At 71.8% G+C, this 18,446-nt stretch carries 16 protein-coding genes; 5 read left to right on the top strand and 11 right to left on the bottom strand.

The features are described 5' to 3' along the window. Positions 1-3: 3 nt before the first annotated feature. From EST54_RS01640 to EST54_RS01625, 4 genes are all read right to left on the bottom strand, one after another. Positions 4-1,443 carry an AAA family ATPase gene (locus tag EST54_RS01640; protein ID WP_129244197.1) on the bottom strand — a complete coding sequence of 480 codons (1,440 nt, stop codon included), beginning with the start codon at positions 1,441-1,443 and terminating at the stop codon, positions 4-6. 13 nt (positions 1,444-1,456) lie between these two features. Then, positions 1,457-2,173, bottom strand: coding sequence for a Flp pilus assembly protein CpaB (cpaB, locus tag EST54_RS01635; protein ID WP_129244194.1), 717 nt, complete (start codon positions 2,171-2,173; stop codon positions 1,457-1,459). Positions 2,174-2,277: 104 nt separating this feature from the next. Then, positions 2,278-3,708 carry a hypothetical protein gene (locus EST54_RS01630; protein ID WP_129244191.1) on the bottom strand — a complete coding sequence of 477 codons (1,431 nt, stop codon included), beginning with the start codon at positions 3,706-3,708 and terminating at the stop codon, positions 2,278-2,280. Positions 3,709-4,153: 445 nt separating this feature from the next. Continuing rightward, positions 4,154-5,026: a S1 family peptidase gene (locus EST54_RS01625; RefSeq protein WP_129244188.1), complete on the bottom strand. Its 873-nt coding sequence runs from the start codon at positions 5,024-5,026 to the stop codon at positions 4,154-4,156. Between the two features lie 270 nt (positions 5,027-5,296). Between EST54_RS01625 and EST54_RS01620 the strand changes: the two genes are divergently transcribed. Next, entirely contained in the window at positions 5,297-6,646 is a 1,350-nt protein-coding gene (locus tag EST54_RS01620; protein ID WP_174857372.1) for a M14 family metallopeptidase, read from the top strand. Between the two features lie 148 nt (positions 6,647-6,794). On the opposite strand, the gene EST54_RS01615 is transcribed toward EST54_RS01620, so the two are convergent. Then, positions 6,795-7,670: a methyltransferase domain-containing protein gene (locus EST54_RS01615; RefSeq protein WP_129244362.1), complete on the bottom strand. Its 876-nt coding sequence runs from the start codon at positions 7,668-7,670 to the stop codon at positions 6,795-6,797. 399 nt (positions 7,671-8,069) lie between these two features. Between EST54_RS01615 and EST54_RS01610 the strand changes: the two genes are divergently transcribed. Then, positions 8,070-9,242 carry an epoxide hydrolase family protein gene (locus tag EST54_RS01610; protein ID WP_129244182.1) on the top strand — a complete coding sequence of 391 codons (1,173 nt, stop codon included), beginning with the start codon at positions 8,070-8,072 and terminating at the stop codon, positions 9,240-9,242. A gap of 19 nt (positions 9,243-9,261) precedes the next feature. Here EST54_RS01610 and EST54_RS01605 read toward each other — a convergent pair whose 3' ends face one another. Both EST54_RS01605 and EST54_RS01600 read right to left on the bottom strand, forming a co-directional pair. Next, on the bottom strand, positions 9,262-9,453 hold the full coding sequence (locus EST54_RS01605) for a hypothetical protein (RefSeq protein ID WP_129244178.1): 192 nt from the start codon (positions 9,451-9,453) through the stop codon (positions 9,262-9,264). 10 nt (positions 9,454-9,463) lie between these two features. Then, entirely contained in the window at positions 9,464-10,315 is an 852-nt protein-coding gene (locus EST54_RS01600; protein ID WP_129244176.1) for a helix-turn-helix domain-containing protein, read from the bottom strand. Between the two features lie 266 nt (positions 10,316-10,581). Here EST54_RS01600 and EST54_RS01595 point away from each other — a divergent pair, with 266 nt between their 5' ends. After that, positions 10,582-11,070 (top strand): ATP-binding protein, encoded by a 489-nt coding sequence (locus EST54_RS01595; protein WP_129244173.1) that lies wholly within the window; start codon positions 10,582-10,584, stop codon positions 11,068-11,070. Between the two features lie 50 nt (positions 11,071-11,120). Here the strand turns inward: EST54_RS01595 and EST54_RS01590 are convergent, their stop codons facing one another. From EST54_RS01590 to EST54_RS01575, 4 genes are all read right to left on the bottom strand, one after another. After that, on the bottom strand, positions 11,121-12,596 hold the full coding sequence (locus EST54_RS01590) for a GntP family permease (protein ID WP_129244170.1): 1,476 nt from the start codon (positions 12,594-12,596) through the stop codon (positions 11,121-11,123). Positions 12,597-12,757: 161 nt separating this feature from the next. After that, positions 12,758-13,168, bottom strand: coding sequence for a RidA family protein (locus EST54_RS01585; protein WP_129244167.1), 411 nt, complete (start codon positions 13,166-13,168; stop codon positions 12,758-12,760). 5 nt (positions 13,169-13,173) lie between these two features. Beyond that, the gene (locus EST54_RS01580; RefSeq protein WP_129244164.1) at positions 13,174-13,953 is read right to left on the bottom strand and encodes an IclR family transcriptional regulator; all 780 of its coding nucleotides are present in this window, start codon (positions 13,951-13,953) and stop codon (positions 13,174-13,176) included. A gap of 55 nt (positions 13,954-14,008) precedes the next feature. After that, on the bottom strand, positions 14,009-15,226 hold the full coding sequence (locus EST54_RS01575) for a sugar kinase (protein ID WP_129244161.1): 1,218 nt from the start codon (positions 15,224-15,226) through the stop codon (positions 14,009-14,011). A gap of 180 nt (positions 15,227-15,406) precedes the next feature. Here EST54_RS01575 and EST54_RS01570 point away from each other — a divergent pair, with 180 nt between their 5' ends. Then, positions 15,407-16,696: an amino acid deaminase gene (locus tag EST54_RS01570; protein WP_129244158.1), complete on the top strand. Its 1,290-nt coding sequence runs from the start codon at positions 15,407-15,409 to the stop codon at positions 16,694-16,696. Positions 16,697-16,745: 49 nt separating this feature from the next. Continuing rightward, positions 16,746-18,380 (top strand): N-acyl-D-amino-acid deacylase family protein, encoded by a 1,635-nt coding sequence (locus tag EST54_RS01565; protein ID WP_129244155.1) that lies wholly within the window; start codon positions 16,746-16,748, stop codon positions 18,378-18,380. Positions 18,381-18,446: the final 66 nt, after the last annotated feature.

The raw sequence follows: 18,446 nt of genomic DNA, 5'->3' as shown, positions 1-18,446 counted from the left end.
CGCTCAGCCCTCCTCGTACGGACCGGCCGGGTCGAACGGCCCCGTACCGCCCGTCGCCGCGGGACCGCGGCGGCCGGCGAACCGGCCGCCGGACCCCGAGCCGGACCCCGAGGCCGGCCCTGATACCGGACCCGGAACGGTCCCGGGCCCGGAAGCCGCCCCCGCCGCTATGGCCTTGCGCTTGCGCCCGGTCAGCGTCGGACGCGCCCGGTGGCTGCCGCGGCCCTGCCGGGCGGCCGGCGACTCGACCAGCGCGAGTTCGGCCGCCAGGGCGCACAGCGCCTGCTTGACCGTCGACCGGTTGTCGAGGTCCTGCATCCGGCCCGCGTCCACACAGGGCTGGAGCTCCTTGAAGGCGGCCGGTACATGGGTCCTGGCGACCTGGGTGCCGGTGGCCTTGGCGACCAGCGGCGGCTGGATCTCGGTGTTGCGGGTGAGGCGGTTGACCACGGTCGTGGTGTCCTCCGCCTTGCGGATCTGCAGCCGGTCCCACAGCCGCACCTGGCGCTTGGCGGCCCGTACGGCCACCACGTCCGGGGTGGTCACCAGCAGCGCCGTCTCGGCGAGTTCGACGGCCGCGGCATTCGCGGACTGCATCTGGGAGCCGCAGTCGACCAGCACGACCTCGTAGCGGGAGCGCAGCGCGCCGAGGATCTGCCGGGCCGCCCGGTCGTCGACCTCCTCGCCGCGCTCGCCCTCCTCGGGCGCCAGCAGCAGTCCCAGACCGGTGTGGTGGTCGTGCACCGCGTCCTGGAGGACCCGTACGGAGATGTCCTGGATGCCGGCCAGGTCGACGATCGAGCGGCGGAACTGCACGTCCAGATAGGAGGCCACATCGCCGGACTGAAGGTCCAGGTCCACCAGCGCGACGCTGCGGCCCGCGGCCCGGGCGGCCAGCGCGAGGTGCACGGCGGTGACGGTGGTGCCGACCCCGCCCTTGGCCCCGGTCACGGTCACCAGCGTGCCGGCCGGCCCGGGCGCCGCCTCCGCGCCGCCCCCCAGGTGCACCCGTACGCCGGCCGCCCACTGGGCGGCGGCCTGCACCCGGGCGGCCAGCTCCTCGTAGCCGAGCGGCAGTCCGACGACGCCGCGGGCCCCGGCGTCCATCGCCGCGGAGAACAGCGCGGGTCCGGCGTCCGCGGTGATCAGCACCACGCCGACGGCGGGAAAGCGCAGCGCCACCTCCCGGATCAGCTCCAGGGCCGGCGCCGGGCCGATCCGCTCGTGGACGACCACGACCTCGGGGAGCGCCTCGACGGCGGACGGCCCGCCGGCGGACGGTGTCCCGTCCCCCTGGGCGGCGGCCCGGGCCAGCGCGTCGAGCAGCGCGGCGGAGTCGGCGACCGCGGGCGCCGGCTCGGCGTCCGGCAGCTGGTGGAGCAGCGAGGAGACCGCTCGTGCGGCGTCCGGGTCGCCGATGGCCGAAAGGATGCGGATGGTCACCAGGGGCTCCGGGTCACTTGTCGCCGTCGAGGGTGTACGTGCGCTGGCCGGGCGGGATGGCGGTCTCACTGCCGGGGGCGAGCAGGGCCAGCCGCACATGGGTGGCGAAGGACTCGGCGTAGGCGACCCGTTGGGCGTCCCGGGTGTCGAGCGCGAAGGTGATCGGGACGGCCTCGCCGGCCTGCCGGCCCGCGGTGGTGTCGCCCGGGTCCTTGCTCTCCAGGGGCGTCAGCTTGCCGACGTCGATGACCTGGGCGCCGGCCACGATGACCTTGGAGACCGGCTTGTCCTCGGGGCGCTTGCCCTCGAAGGTGGCGTAGATGTTCACCCGCGCCCCCGGGTTGATCTTGCCGGCCACTCCGGTCGCGGCGTCGATCATGATGGCGATCTCCTGCTGCCCGGCCTGCAGCGCGGGCCGCTCGACGATCATGTCGTCCTGCAGCAGCGACCCCTTCTTCAGCGGGGTCACGGCAATCTTGCCGCTGACCTTGTCCAGGTCGGTCACGGCGGTGGGCGGCAGCCATCGCTGCGGCATCGTCACCTTTTCGAACTGCCCAGGATCCAGCGCTTTATAGGCGGCGACATCCGTCTTCAGCCGGTACGCCGTCTTCTCGGGACCGACCTTGGACTCGACGTTCTTGATCACCGACAGCACGCCGATGAACGCGCCGATCGCACAGAGAACCGACAGGAGCAGCAGGATCGCTCCGCGGCGCTGGCGTGAGTTCATGGGGGAGGAACCTCGATCGGGGACGGGGAGCAGGGGCGGGCGGCCGGCGCGTGCCGGACCGGCCGGGGCGGGGCGGGGCGGGGCCGCGGTCGGCCCGGTCGGGCTCAGCGCACGCGGGCCACCGTCCGCGGGGTACCGGGGGCGCCCGGCCGGCCGGACAGGTCCGGGTGGCCGGCGAAGGAGGCCTGGCCCGGCAGATCCCAGCGACCGGGAGCGCACGGGCCGTCGGTCGCATAGGGGTTGCCGGGTACGGGCGGACCGGACCCGTACGGGTTGCCGGGCACCGCCGGGCCACCACCCGGCGCACGCTCCGGGCCGCGGACGGCGGGGTGTTCGGGTGTGCCGGGACCGGCCGGGTGTTCCGGCGTGCCGGGGCCTGCCGGGTGTTCGGGGCCGCGGACAGGCGGGTGTTGCGGGGTGCCGGGGCCGACCGGGTGTTCCGGTGCGCCGGAGACGGCAGCCGGGCCGGCCCCCCGGGCAGCGGCCACGTCCGGGAGGGCGTGCACCTCCGGGGCGTCAGGGACGGCCGACGGCACGCCCGGGACGGCCGACGGACCCTCAGGGGTGGCCGACGGCGTGTCAGGGGTGGCCGATGGCGCCTCCGGCGCGACCTGCGGCCCGGGGCGGGACCCCGGCGCGAGGGCGGCGGCCGCGGGCGCGGCTATGGCCGCCGGCCCCTGCGCCGGGCCGCCACCTCCTGCCGCCCGTGCCCTCGACAGCGGCGCCGCGCAGAACGCACAGCGGTCACCGAGGAGTTCCCGGCCGCACCAGCCGCACTGCTCGCGCCGTACGGAGCTGACCAGCTGATGGAGGACCGACGGGTCCGGTATGGCCGCGGCGAATTCGATCAGCTTCCGGGTGCCCCACCAGTGGGCGGACTCGTCAGGCAGCCGGGCCTCGTACACCCCCTGCACCTGCCAGGCGGGGGCGAGCGTCGTGGTCACCCAGTCGCCGGTGAACTGGCCGCGGGCGAGCGCGAGCTGGGTGGGGAAGCCGGGTGCCGGCAGCCCGGGCCCGCTGCCGTGCCGGTCCAGTTGCAGCAGCCGCGGCTCGGGGTGGGCGAGCACCGCGAAGTGCACGCCGGGCAGCCAGGACTTCACATGGGAGCGCAGGTCGACCTCGATGTGGTCCAGGCCGCTGACGCTGCCGAGCAGGGCGCCGGCGTGGATGTAGTGGGTCAGCAGCCGAGCCGCGCTGGCGAGGACGCCGGGGCTGAAGTCGCCCAGCGACAGCTGCCGCAGCTGACGGGCCAGCACGGCCACCCCGAGCGGCGGGAGGCACACCGGCACGATGGCGATCCGGTCGCTCTCCAGGACGGCCCGCAGGGTGTGCAGCCGGCGGACGTGCGCGGACGGGCAGGCGGAGGAGTAGAGGGCGATGAGATGGCCGTGGTGTTCCAGCACCGCGCTGGTCTCCGTCAATGCCTCGTCCAGCGGCAGGAGATGCGGGGCCTGGAGGACGACGGCGGCGGGGGTCTGCCGGTCGGCCGCAGGCAGCGCGAGGTCAGGGCTGGTGACTGCAATCGCGGTCGGCACGTCGCTCCCCCACTCCCTCCGGCCGCCGGGGGCCCCGGGACCGCGGATCGGCACAGCTCTGCGCCATCGGCGCCATACGCTGAGCACCTTATCCACAGAGATACGTCCCAGAGAACACGTTCTGGGCTACTCGTCATGACCATCGCCATGACCGCCGCCCCACGAGGAATTCGCGCAAACCGGCTCAGTGGCAATCACGGTATCCCCCGCTCCCGACCAGCGCCTTGACAGCCGTAATGGTCTGGACCACGCCGACATCGGTCGCAGGAGCCCCTCCCCGCACTTCCGCCCCGGCAGCCTCATCTTCCCGCCGCCCGGGGGCAGTCACAGGGGGCGCACGACCGCACCGCAACCGACACACCCAGGACGAGGTCCCGGGCACCAGGGCGCCCGGGACCTCGCGTACCGCTCTCACGTACTACTGGCGTCGGCCTTCGCGGCTACCTCACCCGCGGGTGGCGGCCGGCTTCGGCAGGGCGCAGCCGGCCGCGTTCAGGTCGAGCTTGTTGCCGGCGCCGAAGCACTTCGGTATCCCGTAGGTCTCCTGCGCGTAGTTGGTGCCCTTGTGCACCGTGACATTGCCGTTCTCGTCCACCTCGCACGGGTTGTTCTCGGTGCACCTCTCGCCGTCCTCGTTGCCCGTGTTGTTGATGGCCGTGACCTTGCCCGTGGCGGTGTCGACCACCGGCGATCCGGAGGTGCCGCCGATGGTCTGGCACTGCGGGGTGTAGCGGACCGAGTCCTTCCAGGTCCAGTCGCCCTCCTTGAGGGTGGGCACGAACCCGTCGATGTTGCAGGTGTAGATCTTTTTCCAGTATCCGGAGACGACACTGATCCCGGCGCCCTTGGACGGGTGGTCGGTGGCCAGCTCCAGCGGCTTTATCCCGTACTTCTGCTCGATCTGGGCGTAGGTCGAGCCGGTCCGGTAGAGCGAGACGTCGGTGTCGGTCATCGTGGCGTACACGACCCGGTTGGCCCGGATCGTGCCGGCCCGGCCGCCCGACTTGTTCAGCAGGGTGAAGCCGCGGCTGGACGCCTGGTCGACGATGACCTCGCCCGCGCCCGGCATACCGCTTTCCAGACAGTGTCCGTTGGACATCACCAGCGCCGGGTCGTTCGGCTGTGAGCCGGGCATCCGCACGACCGAGCCGGAGCAGTTGCTCAGCGCGACGGTGCCGGCGAAGTCCACCGCCTTGGTCTTGTGTGTCGACGGAAGCGCCCGGTGCTGCGGCGCCGCCTGGGCCGTTCCGACGGTGCCCACCAGGGCTGCGGCGCCCAGCACGGCCGTGGCCAGGGTGCCGACGAGAGGTCGATTCATGTGGGGGTCCTCTCAGCTTTTGTCACCGAAGCCCGTTCAGTGGCCTCGGATTTGTCGTGCGCATTGTTGGCGCCACCGCCCCAGGTGGCAATCGATTTCCCCGGATCGATGGGAAGTTGCCGGGTTGGCGGGGGGGACGAGGACGGCGGCCCGGCCCCCACATCTGGCCGTCGCATCTGACCGCGCATCTGGCCGCCGCACACCTTGACCCGGCCATGTCAGCGCCCCACACTCACGTCGTCGCTTCGCTCACACCCCACAGGAGACCGCATGCGACCACGTATCCCCGGCGGACGCAGCACCGTCCTCGCCGCACTCCTCTCCCTCGCCCTCGCCGCCCCCGTCGCCGCCGCCCAGGCAACCGGCGCCCCGGCCGACGCACCCGCCGCCGGCACCGCGGCCCGCACCGAACTCCCGCACCAGTACGAGGTGTCCGGCCCCGCCTCGCCCGCCCAGCGCACCGCGCTCACCACGACCGGCGCCACCGTCGACGAGGTCCACGCCCGCGCCGTCGTCATCACCGCCGACCGCGCCCAGGCCGCGGCCGTCCACCAACTGGGCTATACACTCCGCCGGTTGCCCGACCCCCCGGCCACCCGGCCGGTCTCCCCCGGCACCCGGGTCAGGGACTTCCCCGCCGGGTACACGAAGTACCACACGTACGACGAGGCCACGAAGGAGATCGACGCCCTCGTCGCCAAGTACCCGGCCCTCGTCAGCAAGAAGGTCATCGGCACCTCCCAGGAGGGCCGCAACATCCTCGCCCTCAAGGTCAGCCGGAACGTCACCAAGGACGAGGCGGAGCCCGAGGTCCTCTTCACCGCGCACCAGCACGCCAGGGAACACCTCACCGTCGAGATGGCCCTGTACCTCCTGGGCGAGTTCACCTCGAAGTACGGGAGTGACCCCCGCATCACCAAGCTGCTGGACTCCCGCGAGATCTGGATCGTCCCCGACCTGAACCCGGACGGCGGCGCCTACGACATCGCCTCCGGCTCGTTCCGCAGCTGGCGCAAGAACCGCCAGCCCAACGCCGGTTCCCGCAACGTCGGCACCGACCTCAACCGCAACTGGGACTTCAAGTGGGGCTGCTGCGGCGGCTCGTCGTCCAGCACCTCCTCCGAGGTCTACCGCGGCCCGTCGGCCGCCTCCGCCCCCGAGGTGAAGGTCGTCTCCTCCTTCGTCCGCAGCCGCATCGTCGGCGGAAAGCAGCAGATCAAGGCCGCCATCGACTTCCACACCTACAGCGAACTGGTCCTGTGGCCCTTCGGCTACACCGACGACGACACCGGCCCCGGGATGACGCAGGACGACCACGACGCCTTCGCCGCCATCGGCAAGAGCATGGCCGCGAGCAACGGCTACACCCCCGAGCAGTCCAGCGACCTCTACATCACCGACGGCTCCATCGACGACTGGCTGTGGGGCGACCAGAAGATCTTTGCCTACACCTTCGAGATGTACCCGTCCTCGTTCGGCTCCGGTGGCTTCTACCCGAAGGACACGGTGATCCCCAAGGAGACCTCCCGCAACCGCGAGGCGGTCCTCAAGCTGCTGGACCTCGCCGACTGCCCGTACCGCGCGATCGGCAAGGAAGGGCAGTACTGCAAGGGGAAGTGACGCACCACTGCCGGGCCCCGGCGGGCCCTGTGGTCACAGACACCGTGGTGCCGGGTTTCAGCCCGGCACCACAGCTGTCAGGTGTCAGGTGTCAGCCGGCACGCGAGCCGCCGCCTCCCGGACAGGGAAGGCGGCGGCTTGCGGATGCTCAAGGCGTTGGACGGCGTCCCCAGGCCGAGATCAGCGGCGCGAGTGTCAGGTCGAGTGTGCCCGCGTGGATGGCGGCCAGGTGCGCGTCGATCTCGGCGTCGTCGGCCAGGCCGGCCGCGAGCAGCTCGCCGCGCACGTGCCGGATGGTCGCCGCCTCCAGCCGGTCGCAGGCCGGCCCGCCGACCGGGAAGGAGCCCGCCGCGGCAACATCCACCAAGCCGGCCTCCCGCAATGCCCGCGGCAGTGTCCGGCCGTAGCGCAGGTCCGCGCCGCGGCGCGCCAGCAGCTCCCGGACCGCGTCGCGCAGCCGGTTGGCCCGCCGCTGCGCAGGGCCGCTGTCGTCCAGGCATGCCAGTGGCTGCAGAGCGGTATCGGCGTCCTCGACCAGCAGCCAGCCGCCGGGCCGTAGCGCTGCCGCCATCGTGGCCAACGCGCGGGCCCGGTCGGGTACATGGACCAGCACGAGCCGGGCGTGCACCAGATCGAACGTCCCCGGCTCCGGGGGCGGATCGGCGGCGACGTCGTGCCGGCGCACCTCGTACCCGTCGCCTGTCTTCAGCCACGACGGGTCGATGTCCGTGACCAGCACGTGCCCGGTCGGACCGACGGCCGCCGCGAGCGCCTCCGGGATACTGGGGCCACCGGCCCCCACTTCCCAGCAGCGGGCACCGGCCCTGACCCCCAGTCGATCGAAGTGCCCGCGCGTCACACCGTCGAACAGCTCGGCCAGCCACACGAATCGCTCGCCCGCCTCGGCGCGCGCGTTGTCCAGCAGGTACCCGCTGGCGGGAGCGGACTCTCCCCCGGGCGCGGTGGTCCCGCCTGTCGGATCCGGTCGGCCACCGACGTGCGGCGGGCGGGGCGAGGAGGTCATGACTACATGGTCGACCTTCCCAGCCACCAGCGCCACGACGACGGGAGAGGGATGCCTCACACAGCCCGGCGAACCCCGCACGTCCAGCACCGTTCTGCACCGTGCTACAGCACGGTTCTGCACCGTGACGCGCCGGAAGGGGGCGTCACGGGCGAGGCCGTTCACTGCCAGCCAGTCGATGAGTCGCTGCGGCACGGGAATGCCCTCCACAGCGTCGCCATGACGCTCCGTCAGGGTCGCCGGAAGCTGGTCGCCAGCACCTTACCGAGGCGGAAGTCAGGGAACCCAGCACACATGGAACCACCTTAGCTGGTTGCGCCGCGGCATGAAGGCGCGGTAGAACCGCCTTAGCCGGTTCGCAGTAGTGCGCGGCCGGCTCACCGACGGCCAGGAGGTCCCATGCCCCGTCCGACCAGCGACGTGCAAGCCTTTGAAGCCCGCGCAACCGACGCCGACCTCGACGATCTGCGCGCGCGACTGGCCGCGGCGCGGCTACCGGAGGCCGAGACGGTCCCTCGCGCCGCGCCCGGCCCTCGCCGATGGGAACAGGGCGTTCCTCTCGCCGACCTCGTCGGTGTCGTGAACTACTGGCGCAACGAGTACAACTGGCGGTCGTTCGAAGACCGCCTTCACCGGATCGGCCAGTTCCGCACGATCATTGACGATCTGGGAATCCACTTCCTGCACCGCCGATCCGCGCGCGCAGACGCCACTCCTCTCATCTTGACGCACGGGTGGCCGGGCAGCATTGCCGAGTTCATCGATGTAGTGGACGAGCTGGCAGATCCGAAAGACGCAGACGCGCCGGCATTCCACGTCGTAATTCCATCACTACCGGGCTTTGGTTACAGCGACAGGCCGGCCACCACCGGGTGGGGAACCGAAAAGATCGCGGCCGCATGGGTGGAACTGATGGGAAGGCTCGGCTACAGCAAGTTCGTAGCCCACGGCGGCGACTGGGGAGGCAATATCACCACGGTCCTCGGCGGCAGGTTCCCGGCGCACGTGCTCGGCATCCACACCACGTTCGCGGAGGCGCCGCCCGGGTTGACAACAGACGGGCTGACGGCGATCGAGCGCAAGTGGACCGAGGAAACCCGCCATTTCTGGCGCCATCGCGCGGCGTACGCGAAGCAGCAGGCGACCCGACCGCAGACCATCGGCTACTCGCTCGTCGACTCACCGGTCGGGCTTCTTGCCTGGATCCTCGACAAGTTCGCCGAGTGGTCGGACACCGAAGACAGCCCGTTCGAGACGATTTCCAGAGACAGAATTCTTGACGACGTCACCCTGTATTGGCTGACGCGGACCGGCGCATCGGCGGCCCGCATTTACTACGAAAGCCACAACTCGCTCGATCCCGAACTTCGGGTCGACGTCCCGTCGGCAATCAGTATGTACCCCCGCGACATCGAGAAGTGTCCGCGCCCCTGGGCACAGGAGCGATACCGACAGATCGTCCGATGGAACTCCCCCGAAAACGGGGGACATTTCCCGTCGCTGGAGGTTCCCGAGTATTTCGTCAAAGATCTACAAGCGGGCCTCGCGGCAGTGCTGGCCGCTCAGCGGTGAACGCGCCCGGGTGGGGGTACTAGAGCAGATGGTCCGCCTTACCCGCCTTTATCTCGCGGATGAGGGTGCGGAGAGCTTCGCGGCTGTCGGTTATGTAGGTGTCCTCGGCGCCGGCTACGGCGATGTAGGCGTTGCCGTCTTCGTCGGTGCCGAGGCGGAAGCAGTTGTTTCCTTCGCCGCAGAACGGCTCTTCCCAGTTGATGTCTCGCATGGTGACCTTCCTAGAGTGAGCGCTCGATGTTGCGGATGACGTCTCGCGAAGTCGGGGCCGAGAGCGCCGCGTTGTCCATCCAGTCCAGGTGGGCGCGGTACTTCGCGAGCTGGGCTTCGGCGTGCGTGAATTCCGGGCCATGGGCAGAGTCCAGTTGCACCGTGTCGAGCTGAGCCACGACGCCTTCCGCGTACAGGAGAGCATGTCCAGCCCCTGGGAACGCCCCCACGTCCACCGGAAGTACCCGTACGTCGATTCCCTCGCGTTCCGACGCATGGCACAGGTGCTTGAGCTGGTGACGCATGACTTCGGCACCGCCGAACCTCATACGCAGCGCCGCTTCGTGGACGTAGGCGACATAGGTGGGTGGCTCGGACCGCTCGAAGACCTGCTGGCGCTCCATCCGGTGGGCGACTCGCAATTCGACTTCGAGTCGCGTCGGAGGCGGCAAGACAGCGGTGAAGACTGCTCGGGCGTAGTCCTCGGTCTGGAACAGCCCCGGAACGTGGACTGTCTGCGTCGTGCTGATACGCGCGGCATGCCATTCCAGCTCCGCGATGTCCAGCAGCCCGGCGGCGAGCGTGCCCCGGTACCGCTCCCACCAGCCGCGCTCCCGGATCGCGGCCATGTCGACGAGAGCTTCGACGTACGACGCGTCCGGACAGGCGTAGTTGCAGGCCAAGGTCCGCACGCGGTCAGGGGAGACCGGCCTGACGCCGCTCTCCATGTTGGAAACCCGCGTGCGATCGATGCCCAACAACCCGGCGGCGTACTCGGTCGTAGCACCTGCGGCGAGACGCATCTTGCGTAGCTCGGCGCCAAGCCGCCTTTGCCGCACGGTTGGCGTGGTCCTGGTCGACATGCAGCCCCTTCTGCCGTGGTCGGGGACAGTCTGCCGCTGATGCGCCCTACGAGTCCACGAAGAGAGGGGTATTTACCCCCTACTTCGTGGACACGTTACCCCCGACTCCCCTACAGTCAGTAACGCAACGCTTACGCTCAACGCAGTCGGAAGCGCATCGCGCGAGCCTGCCCGCATTCTCCTGCCCTGGGAGGGGACGGTCGCGCCAGGGAGACAGGCCACCGGCTGCCGTGTCATCAACCAACCCTCTGCATCAGGGAGTTGCCATGTCCGCAGCCGTGAACATCTGCCCGCACGCCGTTGACACGCGCCCACCTCGCGTCCCGGAATCCCTGGCCTACAGCCTCACCCTTCCGGCCGCACTCGCCAGTCCGGCCGTGGCACGCTCGGCTGCCCGTACGATCCTGGAGGCGCACGGACTGCACGACGTGACCGCCGCCGCAATCCAGGTGATCGGTGAACTGGCCGCCTGTGCCTGTCTGTTCACGCCGTCCGACAGCGTCTACCTGTCACTGCGCTATCGCGACGAAGCGCTGCGCATCAGCCTGTACGACGGGCACCCGCGACATGCCCACCGCCGTCTCGCGGCGGCCTGCGACGGCAGGCGGCGATCCGTGCTCCTGCTGCTGGCCTGTGTGATGCATGCCTGTGACGGTGAGTGGGGCTTCGGGGAGTCGTCTGAACCCGACGACGGGACGCGGTTGTGGGCCGTACTGCCGCGCGCGGGAGCTCGGGCGTACGGGCAGGCGGCGTGAGCCGAGGAGTCGCCCGGCGCGGTGTCGGGCGACCCGTCCAGCTACAGCAGCTACACGAAGACCCCGACCACCGCCGCCACCGCGAACCCCGCGACCGACAGCACCGATTCCAGCACCGTCCAGGACTTCAGCGTGTCCCGCTCCGTGATCCCGAAGTACTTGCTCACCATCCAGAAGCCCCCGTCGTTCACGTGCGAGGCGAAGATCGAGCCGGCCGAGATCGCCATGATGATCAGCGCCAGGTGGGGCTGTGACAGGCCCTGACCCTCGACGAGGGGGACGACGATGCCGGCCGTGGTGACGATGGCGACCGTGGCCGAGCCCTGGGCGACGCGCAGGATGAGGGAGAGGAGGTAGGCGAGGACGAGGACGGGGAGGCCGATGTCGTGGAAGGTGTCGGAGAGGGCGGTGGCCACGCCGCTGCCCTTGAGGACGGCGCCGAAGACGCCGCCGGCGCCGACGACCAGGATGATGTTGCCCACCGGCTTCAACGACGCGGTGGAGACCCGCTCCAGGGAGGTGCGGGACCAGCCGCGGCGGATGCCCAGCAGGTAGTACGACATCAGCAGGGCGATGGTCAGGGCGACGAAGGGGTGGCCGAAGAACTCGATCACGGACCGGCCGGTCGAGGGGGTCAGGGCGATGGAGGAGAAGGTCGCCAGGAGGATGAGGAGCAGCGGGGTGCCGATGAGGGTGAGGACGGCGGCCAGGGAGACCGGCGTCTCGTGCGGCCGTACGCCCGTCGCGGCCTTCTCCGCGGTGACCGCGGCCTTCGCCTCCTCGGCTGCCTCGACCATGTCCTGCGGGACGGGGACGAAGAGGCGCTTGCCGATCCAGGCCGCGTAGCCCCAGGCGGCGAGGACGGCGGGGAGGCCGCAGACCAGGCCCATGAGGATGATCCAGCCCAGGTCGACCTTGAAGAGGCCGGCGGCGGCGACCGGGCCGGGGTGCGGCGGCAGGAAGGCGTGGGTCATGGACAGGCCCGCCAGGAGCGGCATGCAGAAGAGCAGGATCGACTTGCCCGACCTCTTCGCCGCCGCGTAGACGAGGGGGGCGAGGACGAAGATGCCGACGTCGAAGAAGACGGGTATGCCGAAGATCAGGCCGGTCAGGCCCATGGCGAGGGGTTCGCGCCGCGCGCCGAAGAGGCCGAGCAGGCGGGCGCTCAACACCTCGGCGCCGCCGGAGACTTCGAGGATCGCGCCGAGCATGGTGCCCAGGCCGATGATGATGGCGACGTGCCCGAGGATGCCGCCCATGCCGGACTCGATCAGCGAGACGGCGTCGGACTTCTGCACCGTGCCGAAGAGTTCGGTGACGGAGAGCCCGGCGGCCAGGCCCACCGCGAGGGAGACCGTCAGCAGGGCCACGAACGGCTGCAGCCGGACCTTGATGATCAGGACGAGGAGCAGGGCGATGCCCAGGGCGGCGACCGTCAGCAGCCCCGCGGTGCCGGGTATCAGGGCGAGCAGTCCGCCGGTGTGCGGGGACGGTGGCGCGGGGGCGGTCGTGGCGGCGAGGAACATGGGCGACTCCGTTGTCAGGCAGGGGCCCACGGGTCCCTGACGGCAGCTCCGGGCAGGGTGGTCCGCGGCACGGCGACCCGTCGGTGCGGGGCGCCGTGCCGTACGGCGAACGGTGTGCGCCGAGTGGCGCTAACGGCAGGCGGGACAAGGGAGTCGGCGCCTCAGCTCAGCACCGCGAGGGCGTCGATCTCGATGAGCAGGCCGGGCGGCAGACCGACGTAGACGGTGGTGCGGGCGGCGGGGGCCTGCTTCAGGCCCTGCTCCTGGAAGTAGGCGTCGTAGATCTCGTTCAGCTCGGCGAAGTGCGCCACGTCGGTGAGGTAGACGCGGATCATCATCGCGTCGTCCCAGCTGGCGCCTCCTTCTTCGAGGACGGCTTTGACGTTGGCGAGGGTCTGGAGGGTCTGTTCGCGCAGGGTGGGTCCGGCCGGGGTGGGGGCCTGGCCCTCGGCGGCGGGGAGGAAGCCGACCTGGCCGGCGACCTGGAGGAGGTTGCCCTTCTTGACGCCGTGGGAGAACTTCGCGGGCGGGGTGGTGTGGGTGGCCGGGGTGAGCGCGGTCTTGTCGGTCATGGTGGTCAGGCTTCCTGTACGGGGCCGGCGGAGGACGGGGGTTGGGCGGTTCCGGAGTACTCCTGGCTGATGGCGTCGGCGGTGCGGCGTACCAGGGGGAGCAGGGTGAGGAGTTCCTCGGCGGTGACGACGACGTTCGGCGCGGAGACCGACATGGCGGCGACCACGCGCCCGTCCGTGCCGCGGACGGGCGCACCGACGCAGTTGATGGACTCCTCGTGGCCACCGAGGTCGGTGGCCCAGCCCTGTTCGCGGACCGTGGCCAGTTCGGCGAGGAAGGCCGTGGCGTCGGGCGTCGAACGGGGTGTGTAGCGGGGGTAGTCGAGCCTCGAAGCGAGGGCGCGGCGCTCGGGTTCGGGCAGGTCGGCGAGGAGCAGCTTGGCGACCGCGGCGACGGTGATCGCGACGGGCTTGCCGATCCGGGAGTACATCCGGACCGGGTAGCGGCTCTCGACCTTGTCGATGTAGAGGACCTCGTTCTCCTCCAGGACCGCGAGGTGGACGGTGTGTCCGCAGGTCTCGTTGAGGGCGACGAGGTGGGGGTGGGCGATCTCCCGTACGTCGAGGTTCTCGGCGGCCTGCTGGGCGAGCGCGAAGAGCCGGGCGCCGAGGCGGTAGCGCTGGTCGGCCTGGCGGTAGACCATGCCGTGCTCGTGCAGGGTGCGCAGCAGGCGCAGGGCGGTGGATTTGTGCACGCCGAGCCGGACCGCGACCTGTTCGAGGGTGGCCGGGCCCTCCGCGAGCAGCGGGAGGATGCTCAGTGCGCGGTCGACGGTCTGGCTCATGTGCGTACCTCACTGTCGGCGCAGCGGCCGGGGGCGTGCCGTTCGGCGGTCTGGCTCATGTGCGTACCTCACTGTCCCGGCAACGGCAGGGTGCGTGCCGTTGGGCGGTGCTCGGACGGCCGGTGGCCGGCGGGTTCGGCGTTCTCGGGTCGTGCACGGTGCCCTTGCCGCCGCCCGTGCCGCCGCTCGTGCGGTGCCCCCCGTCGGCCGTCCAGCCGGGGGCGAGGCGCAGGGCGGCCCAGTCGGCGGGGGCGAGGGCGGCGAGGCGGTCGGCGAGGGCGCGGCCGGGCGGGGTGCCGAGGTCGCCGGGGACGGTGAGGGAGGCGGCGGCCATCAGATGGCCGAGCCGGAGGCGGGTGACGACGGGCAGCGCGCGCAGGGTGCCGGAGAGGAAGCCGGCGGCGAAGGCGTCACCGGCGCCGACCGGTGCGACGACCTCGACCCGGAGCCCGGGGACGAAGGTGACGGCGTCGGTGCCGTCGGCCTGCCGGTCGAAGGCGGTCGCGCCGGCCGCGCCGTGCTTGACGACGAGGGTGGCGGGCTCGGGCAGGGCGGCGCGTACGGCGCCGGGACCGTGCAGGTCCCAGGCGGCCGCGGCCTCGTCCTCGCCGACGAAGACCAGGTCGCAGCCGCGGGCGAGGCCGAGGAGGAGCCCGGGGCCCTGGGCGGGGTCGCGCCACAGGCCCGCGCGGTAGTTGACGTCGAAGGAGACCAGCGGGCGGTGCGGGGTGCGGCGGGTGAGGGTGCGCAGGACGCCGAGGCAGCCGTCGGACAGGGCGGCGGTGATGCCGGTGAGGTGGAGGATGCGGGCGCGGTGCAGCGCCGCGGGGTCGAGGAGGCCGGGGGTCATGGCGGAGGCGGCGGAGCCGGCGCGGTAATAGAGGACCTCGCCGCGGTCGGCGGTCTCGCCGTCGAGACCGGTGGCGCGCTCGCCGGCGGTACGGAAGTAGATGCCGGTGGGGCGCAGCGGGTCGCGCTGGACGTGGGAGGTGTCGACGCCGCAGCCGGCGACGGCGGCCAGGAGGTGGTCGCCGAAGCCGTCGGTGCCGACCCGGGAGACCCAGCGGGCGGTGTGTCCGGTGCGGGCGAGGGTGCAGGCGACATTGGATTCGGCGCCGCCGATCGCGCGGTCGAAGGCGGGGACCTCGGCGAGCCGGCCGGGGGCGCGGGGCAGGAAGGTGACCATCGACTCGCCGAGGCAGACGACCTCGGCGTCCCGGGCGGGGACGCCGGCCGGGGCGGGGGCGGTGCCGGAGTTCGGGGGCCTGGTCACGATGGCTCGCGCTCCTTCGCTGGGGTGCGTGCCCGGACGGCGTGCCGCGCGGTGTTCCACGGCCCTTCCGCACCGCGTTTTGTCACCATTGACCGGGCGCTGGCCCGGATGTTAGACAGCTGCCAGCGATATGCGCAATGAGCGTTGCAGAGGGTGCAACACAATTTTCGAGGAGGCCGCATGTCGGGCGAACGGCTCACGCAGGGACTGACGGAACTCGCGCAGGAGCGGGTCGACCACCGCTTCAAGGCGCTCCCGCCGGACGCCGAAGGCCTGACCGTCGGTGAGCTGGCCGCCGAGCGCCGCAACCTCTTCGACGGCGGCTTCACCACCCCCGTACTCGCCCTCTCCGCCGAGGCGGTCGAGCACAACCTCGCCCTGATGGAGACCTACGCCGAGCGGCACGGCCTCGCCTTCGCCCCGCACGGCAAGACCTGCATGGCCCCGCAGCTCTTCGCCCGCCAGCTGGAGTACGGCGCCTGGGGCATCACCGCGGCCGTCCCCCACCAGGTCCGCGTCTACCGCGCCTACGGCATCCAGAAGATCTTCCTCGCCAATCAGGTCGTGGACCCGGTCGCGCTGCGCTGGCTCGCCGCCGAACTCGCCGCCGACCCCGACTTCCACCTGATCTGCTACGTCGACTCGCTGCGCGGCATCGAGCTGATGGACCGCGCGCTGCGGGAGGCCGGCGCCACCCGCCCGGTGGACGTGGTCATCGAGCTGGGCGCCGGAGAGGGCGCGCGTACCGGCGTCCGTACCGACGCCGAGTGCCTGGAACTCGCCGACGCCCTCGCGGGAGCGGACACGCTGCGTCTGGTCGGCATGGCCGGCTACGAGGCCGAGGTGCCCGACGCCACCGGGGAGCTGGTGACCGCCTGGCTGCGCCGACTGGTCGCGCTGACCGTGGAGTTCGACAAGGCGGGCCGGTTCGCCGACCTCGGCCAGATCGTCGTCAGCGCCGGTGGCAGCGCCTGGTTCGACGCGGTCGCCGAGGTGTTCGCGGAGATCCCCGAGCTGTCGGCGCCGGTCCTCAAGCTGCTGCGCTCGGGCGCCTACGTCTCGCACGACGACGCCCACTACCGCCGCCTCACCCCCTTCAACCGCATCCCGGAGGAGGGCGCCCTGCACCCCGCCTTCCGGTTGTGGGCACAGGTTGTCTCCCGCCCCTCGTCCGAGCAGGCCTTCCTCAACGCGGGCAAGCGCGACGCGGCGTACGACCTGGGTCTGCCGCAGCCCCAGGTCGTACGGTCCGGCCGGGACGGCAGCGAGCGCCCGGCGGACGGCCTCGGCCTCACCAAGCTGTCCGACCAGCACGCCTGGGTGACCACCGAGCGCGCCGGCGATCTGGAGGTCGGCGACTGGGTGGCGCTCGGGCTCTCGCACCCCTGCACCATCTTCGAGAAGTGGCAGCTGATCCCCCTCGTCGAGCAGGACGGCACGGTCACGGACTTCGTCCGCACCTTCTTCTAGCCGTCCTTCTCCTCCAGCCCGCGGCCCGGAACCGGAAAGGCGGCCCGCCATGGACACCGTGTTCCGCGACGTCCGCGTCGTCGACGGGTCCGGCGGCCCGTCCTACCGCGCCGATGTCGCCCTGGCCGGCGGCCGGATCGCGGAGATCCACCGCGAGACGGACGGCGGACGGCGCCCGGGCGGCGCCCGCCTGGTGGACGGCCGGGGCCTCGCCCTGGCCCCCGGCTTCATCGACATGCACGCCCACAGCGACCTCGCGCTGCTGCGGGACCCCGCGCACGAGGCGAAGGCCGCCCAGGGCGTCACCCTCGAAGTCCTCGGCCAGGACGGCCTGTCGTACGCACCGGTCGACGACCGCACGCTCGCCGAGGTCCGCGTCCAGATCACCGGCTGGAACGGCGGGGGGCCCGGGGACGTCTCCGTCGACTTCGACTGGCGCACGGTCGGCGAGTACCTCGACCGCCTCGACCACGGCTTCGGCGGCGAGGGCATCGCGCTCAACGCCGCGTACCTCGTCCCGCAGGGCACCGTACGGATGCTCGCGGTCGGCTGGGACGACCGGGAGGCCACCGCCGGTGAGCTGGCGCGGATGAAACAGCTGGTCGCCGAGGGGCTCGAACAGGGTGCGGCCGGGATGTCCTCGGGGCTGACCTACACCCCCGGCATGTACGCGCGGGACGCGGAACTCACCGAGCTGTGCCGGGTGGTGGCCCGCTACGGCGGCTACTACTGCCCGCACCACCGCTCGTACGGCGCCGGCGCGCTGGCCGCGTACGCGGAGATGGTCGCCCTGACCCGCGAGGCCGGCTGTGCGCTGCATCTCGCCCACGCCACCATGAACTTCGGCGTCAACGAGGGCCGCGCGCCCGAACTGCTCGCGCTGCTGGACGACGCGCTGGACTCCGGCGCGGACATCTCCCTCGACAGCTACCCGTACACCCCCGGCTGTACGACGCTGGCCGCGATGCTGCCGAGCTGGGCGGGCGAGGGCGGCCCCGAGGCGGTCCTGGCCCGTCTGCGGGACGAGGCGACGGCCGCCCGCATCCGCCATGTCATGGAGGTGGCGGGCGCGGACGGCTGTCACGGCGTCCCCATCTCCTGGGACACCATCGAGATCTCCGGGGTGTGCGACCCGGCGCTGTCCGGCTACATCGGCAAGACCGTCGCCCGCAGCGCGGCGGAGCGCGGCGAGGAGCCCTGGGCCACCGCCCGGCGGCTGCTGATCGACGACCGGCTGGGCCCGACGATCCTCCAGCACGTCGGCCACGAGGACAACGTCCGCCGGATCATGCGCCACCGGGTGCACACCGGCGGCAGCGACGGCATCCTCCAGGGCCGTAAGCCGCATCCGCGCGCGTACGGCACCTTCCCCCGCTACCTCGGCACCTACGTCCGGGAGTTGGGGGTGCTCTCGCTGGAGGAGTGCGTCGCCCATCTGACGGGCCGCCCGGCCGCCCGGCTACGGCTCGCCGACCGCGGCCTGATCCGCCCGGGCCACCGCGCCGACCTGGTCCTCTTCGACCCCGCGACGGTCGCCGCCGGGGCCACCTTCGACGCCCCGCGCACCCTGCCCCGCGGCATCCCGCACGTCCTGATCGACGGCCGGTTCGTGATCGAGGACGGCCGGCGGACGCAGGTGCTGGCGGGGCGGTCGGTGCGGCGGACGGCGCCGGGGCGGGGGTGAGGGCCGGCCGGACTTCGGGGGCCGAGGGTCGGCCGGGCCGGGGCAGGGAGTCGGCCGAACCGGAGG

Origin of the sequence: Streptomyces sioyaensis (assembly GCF_004122735.1) — a bacterium.
Classification (GTDB): domain Bacteria; phylum Actinomycetota; class Actinomycetes; order Streptomycetales; family Streptomycetaceae; genus Streptomyces; species Streptomyces sioyaensis.
Note: the sequence above shows the minus strand (reverse complement) of the source record. Positions and strands in the feature narration are given on the sequence as shown.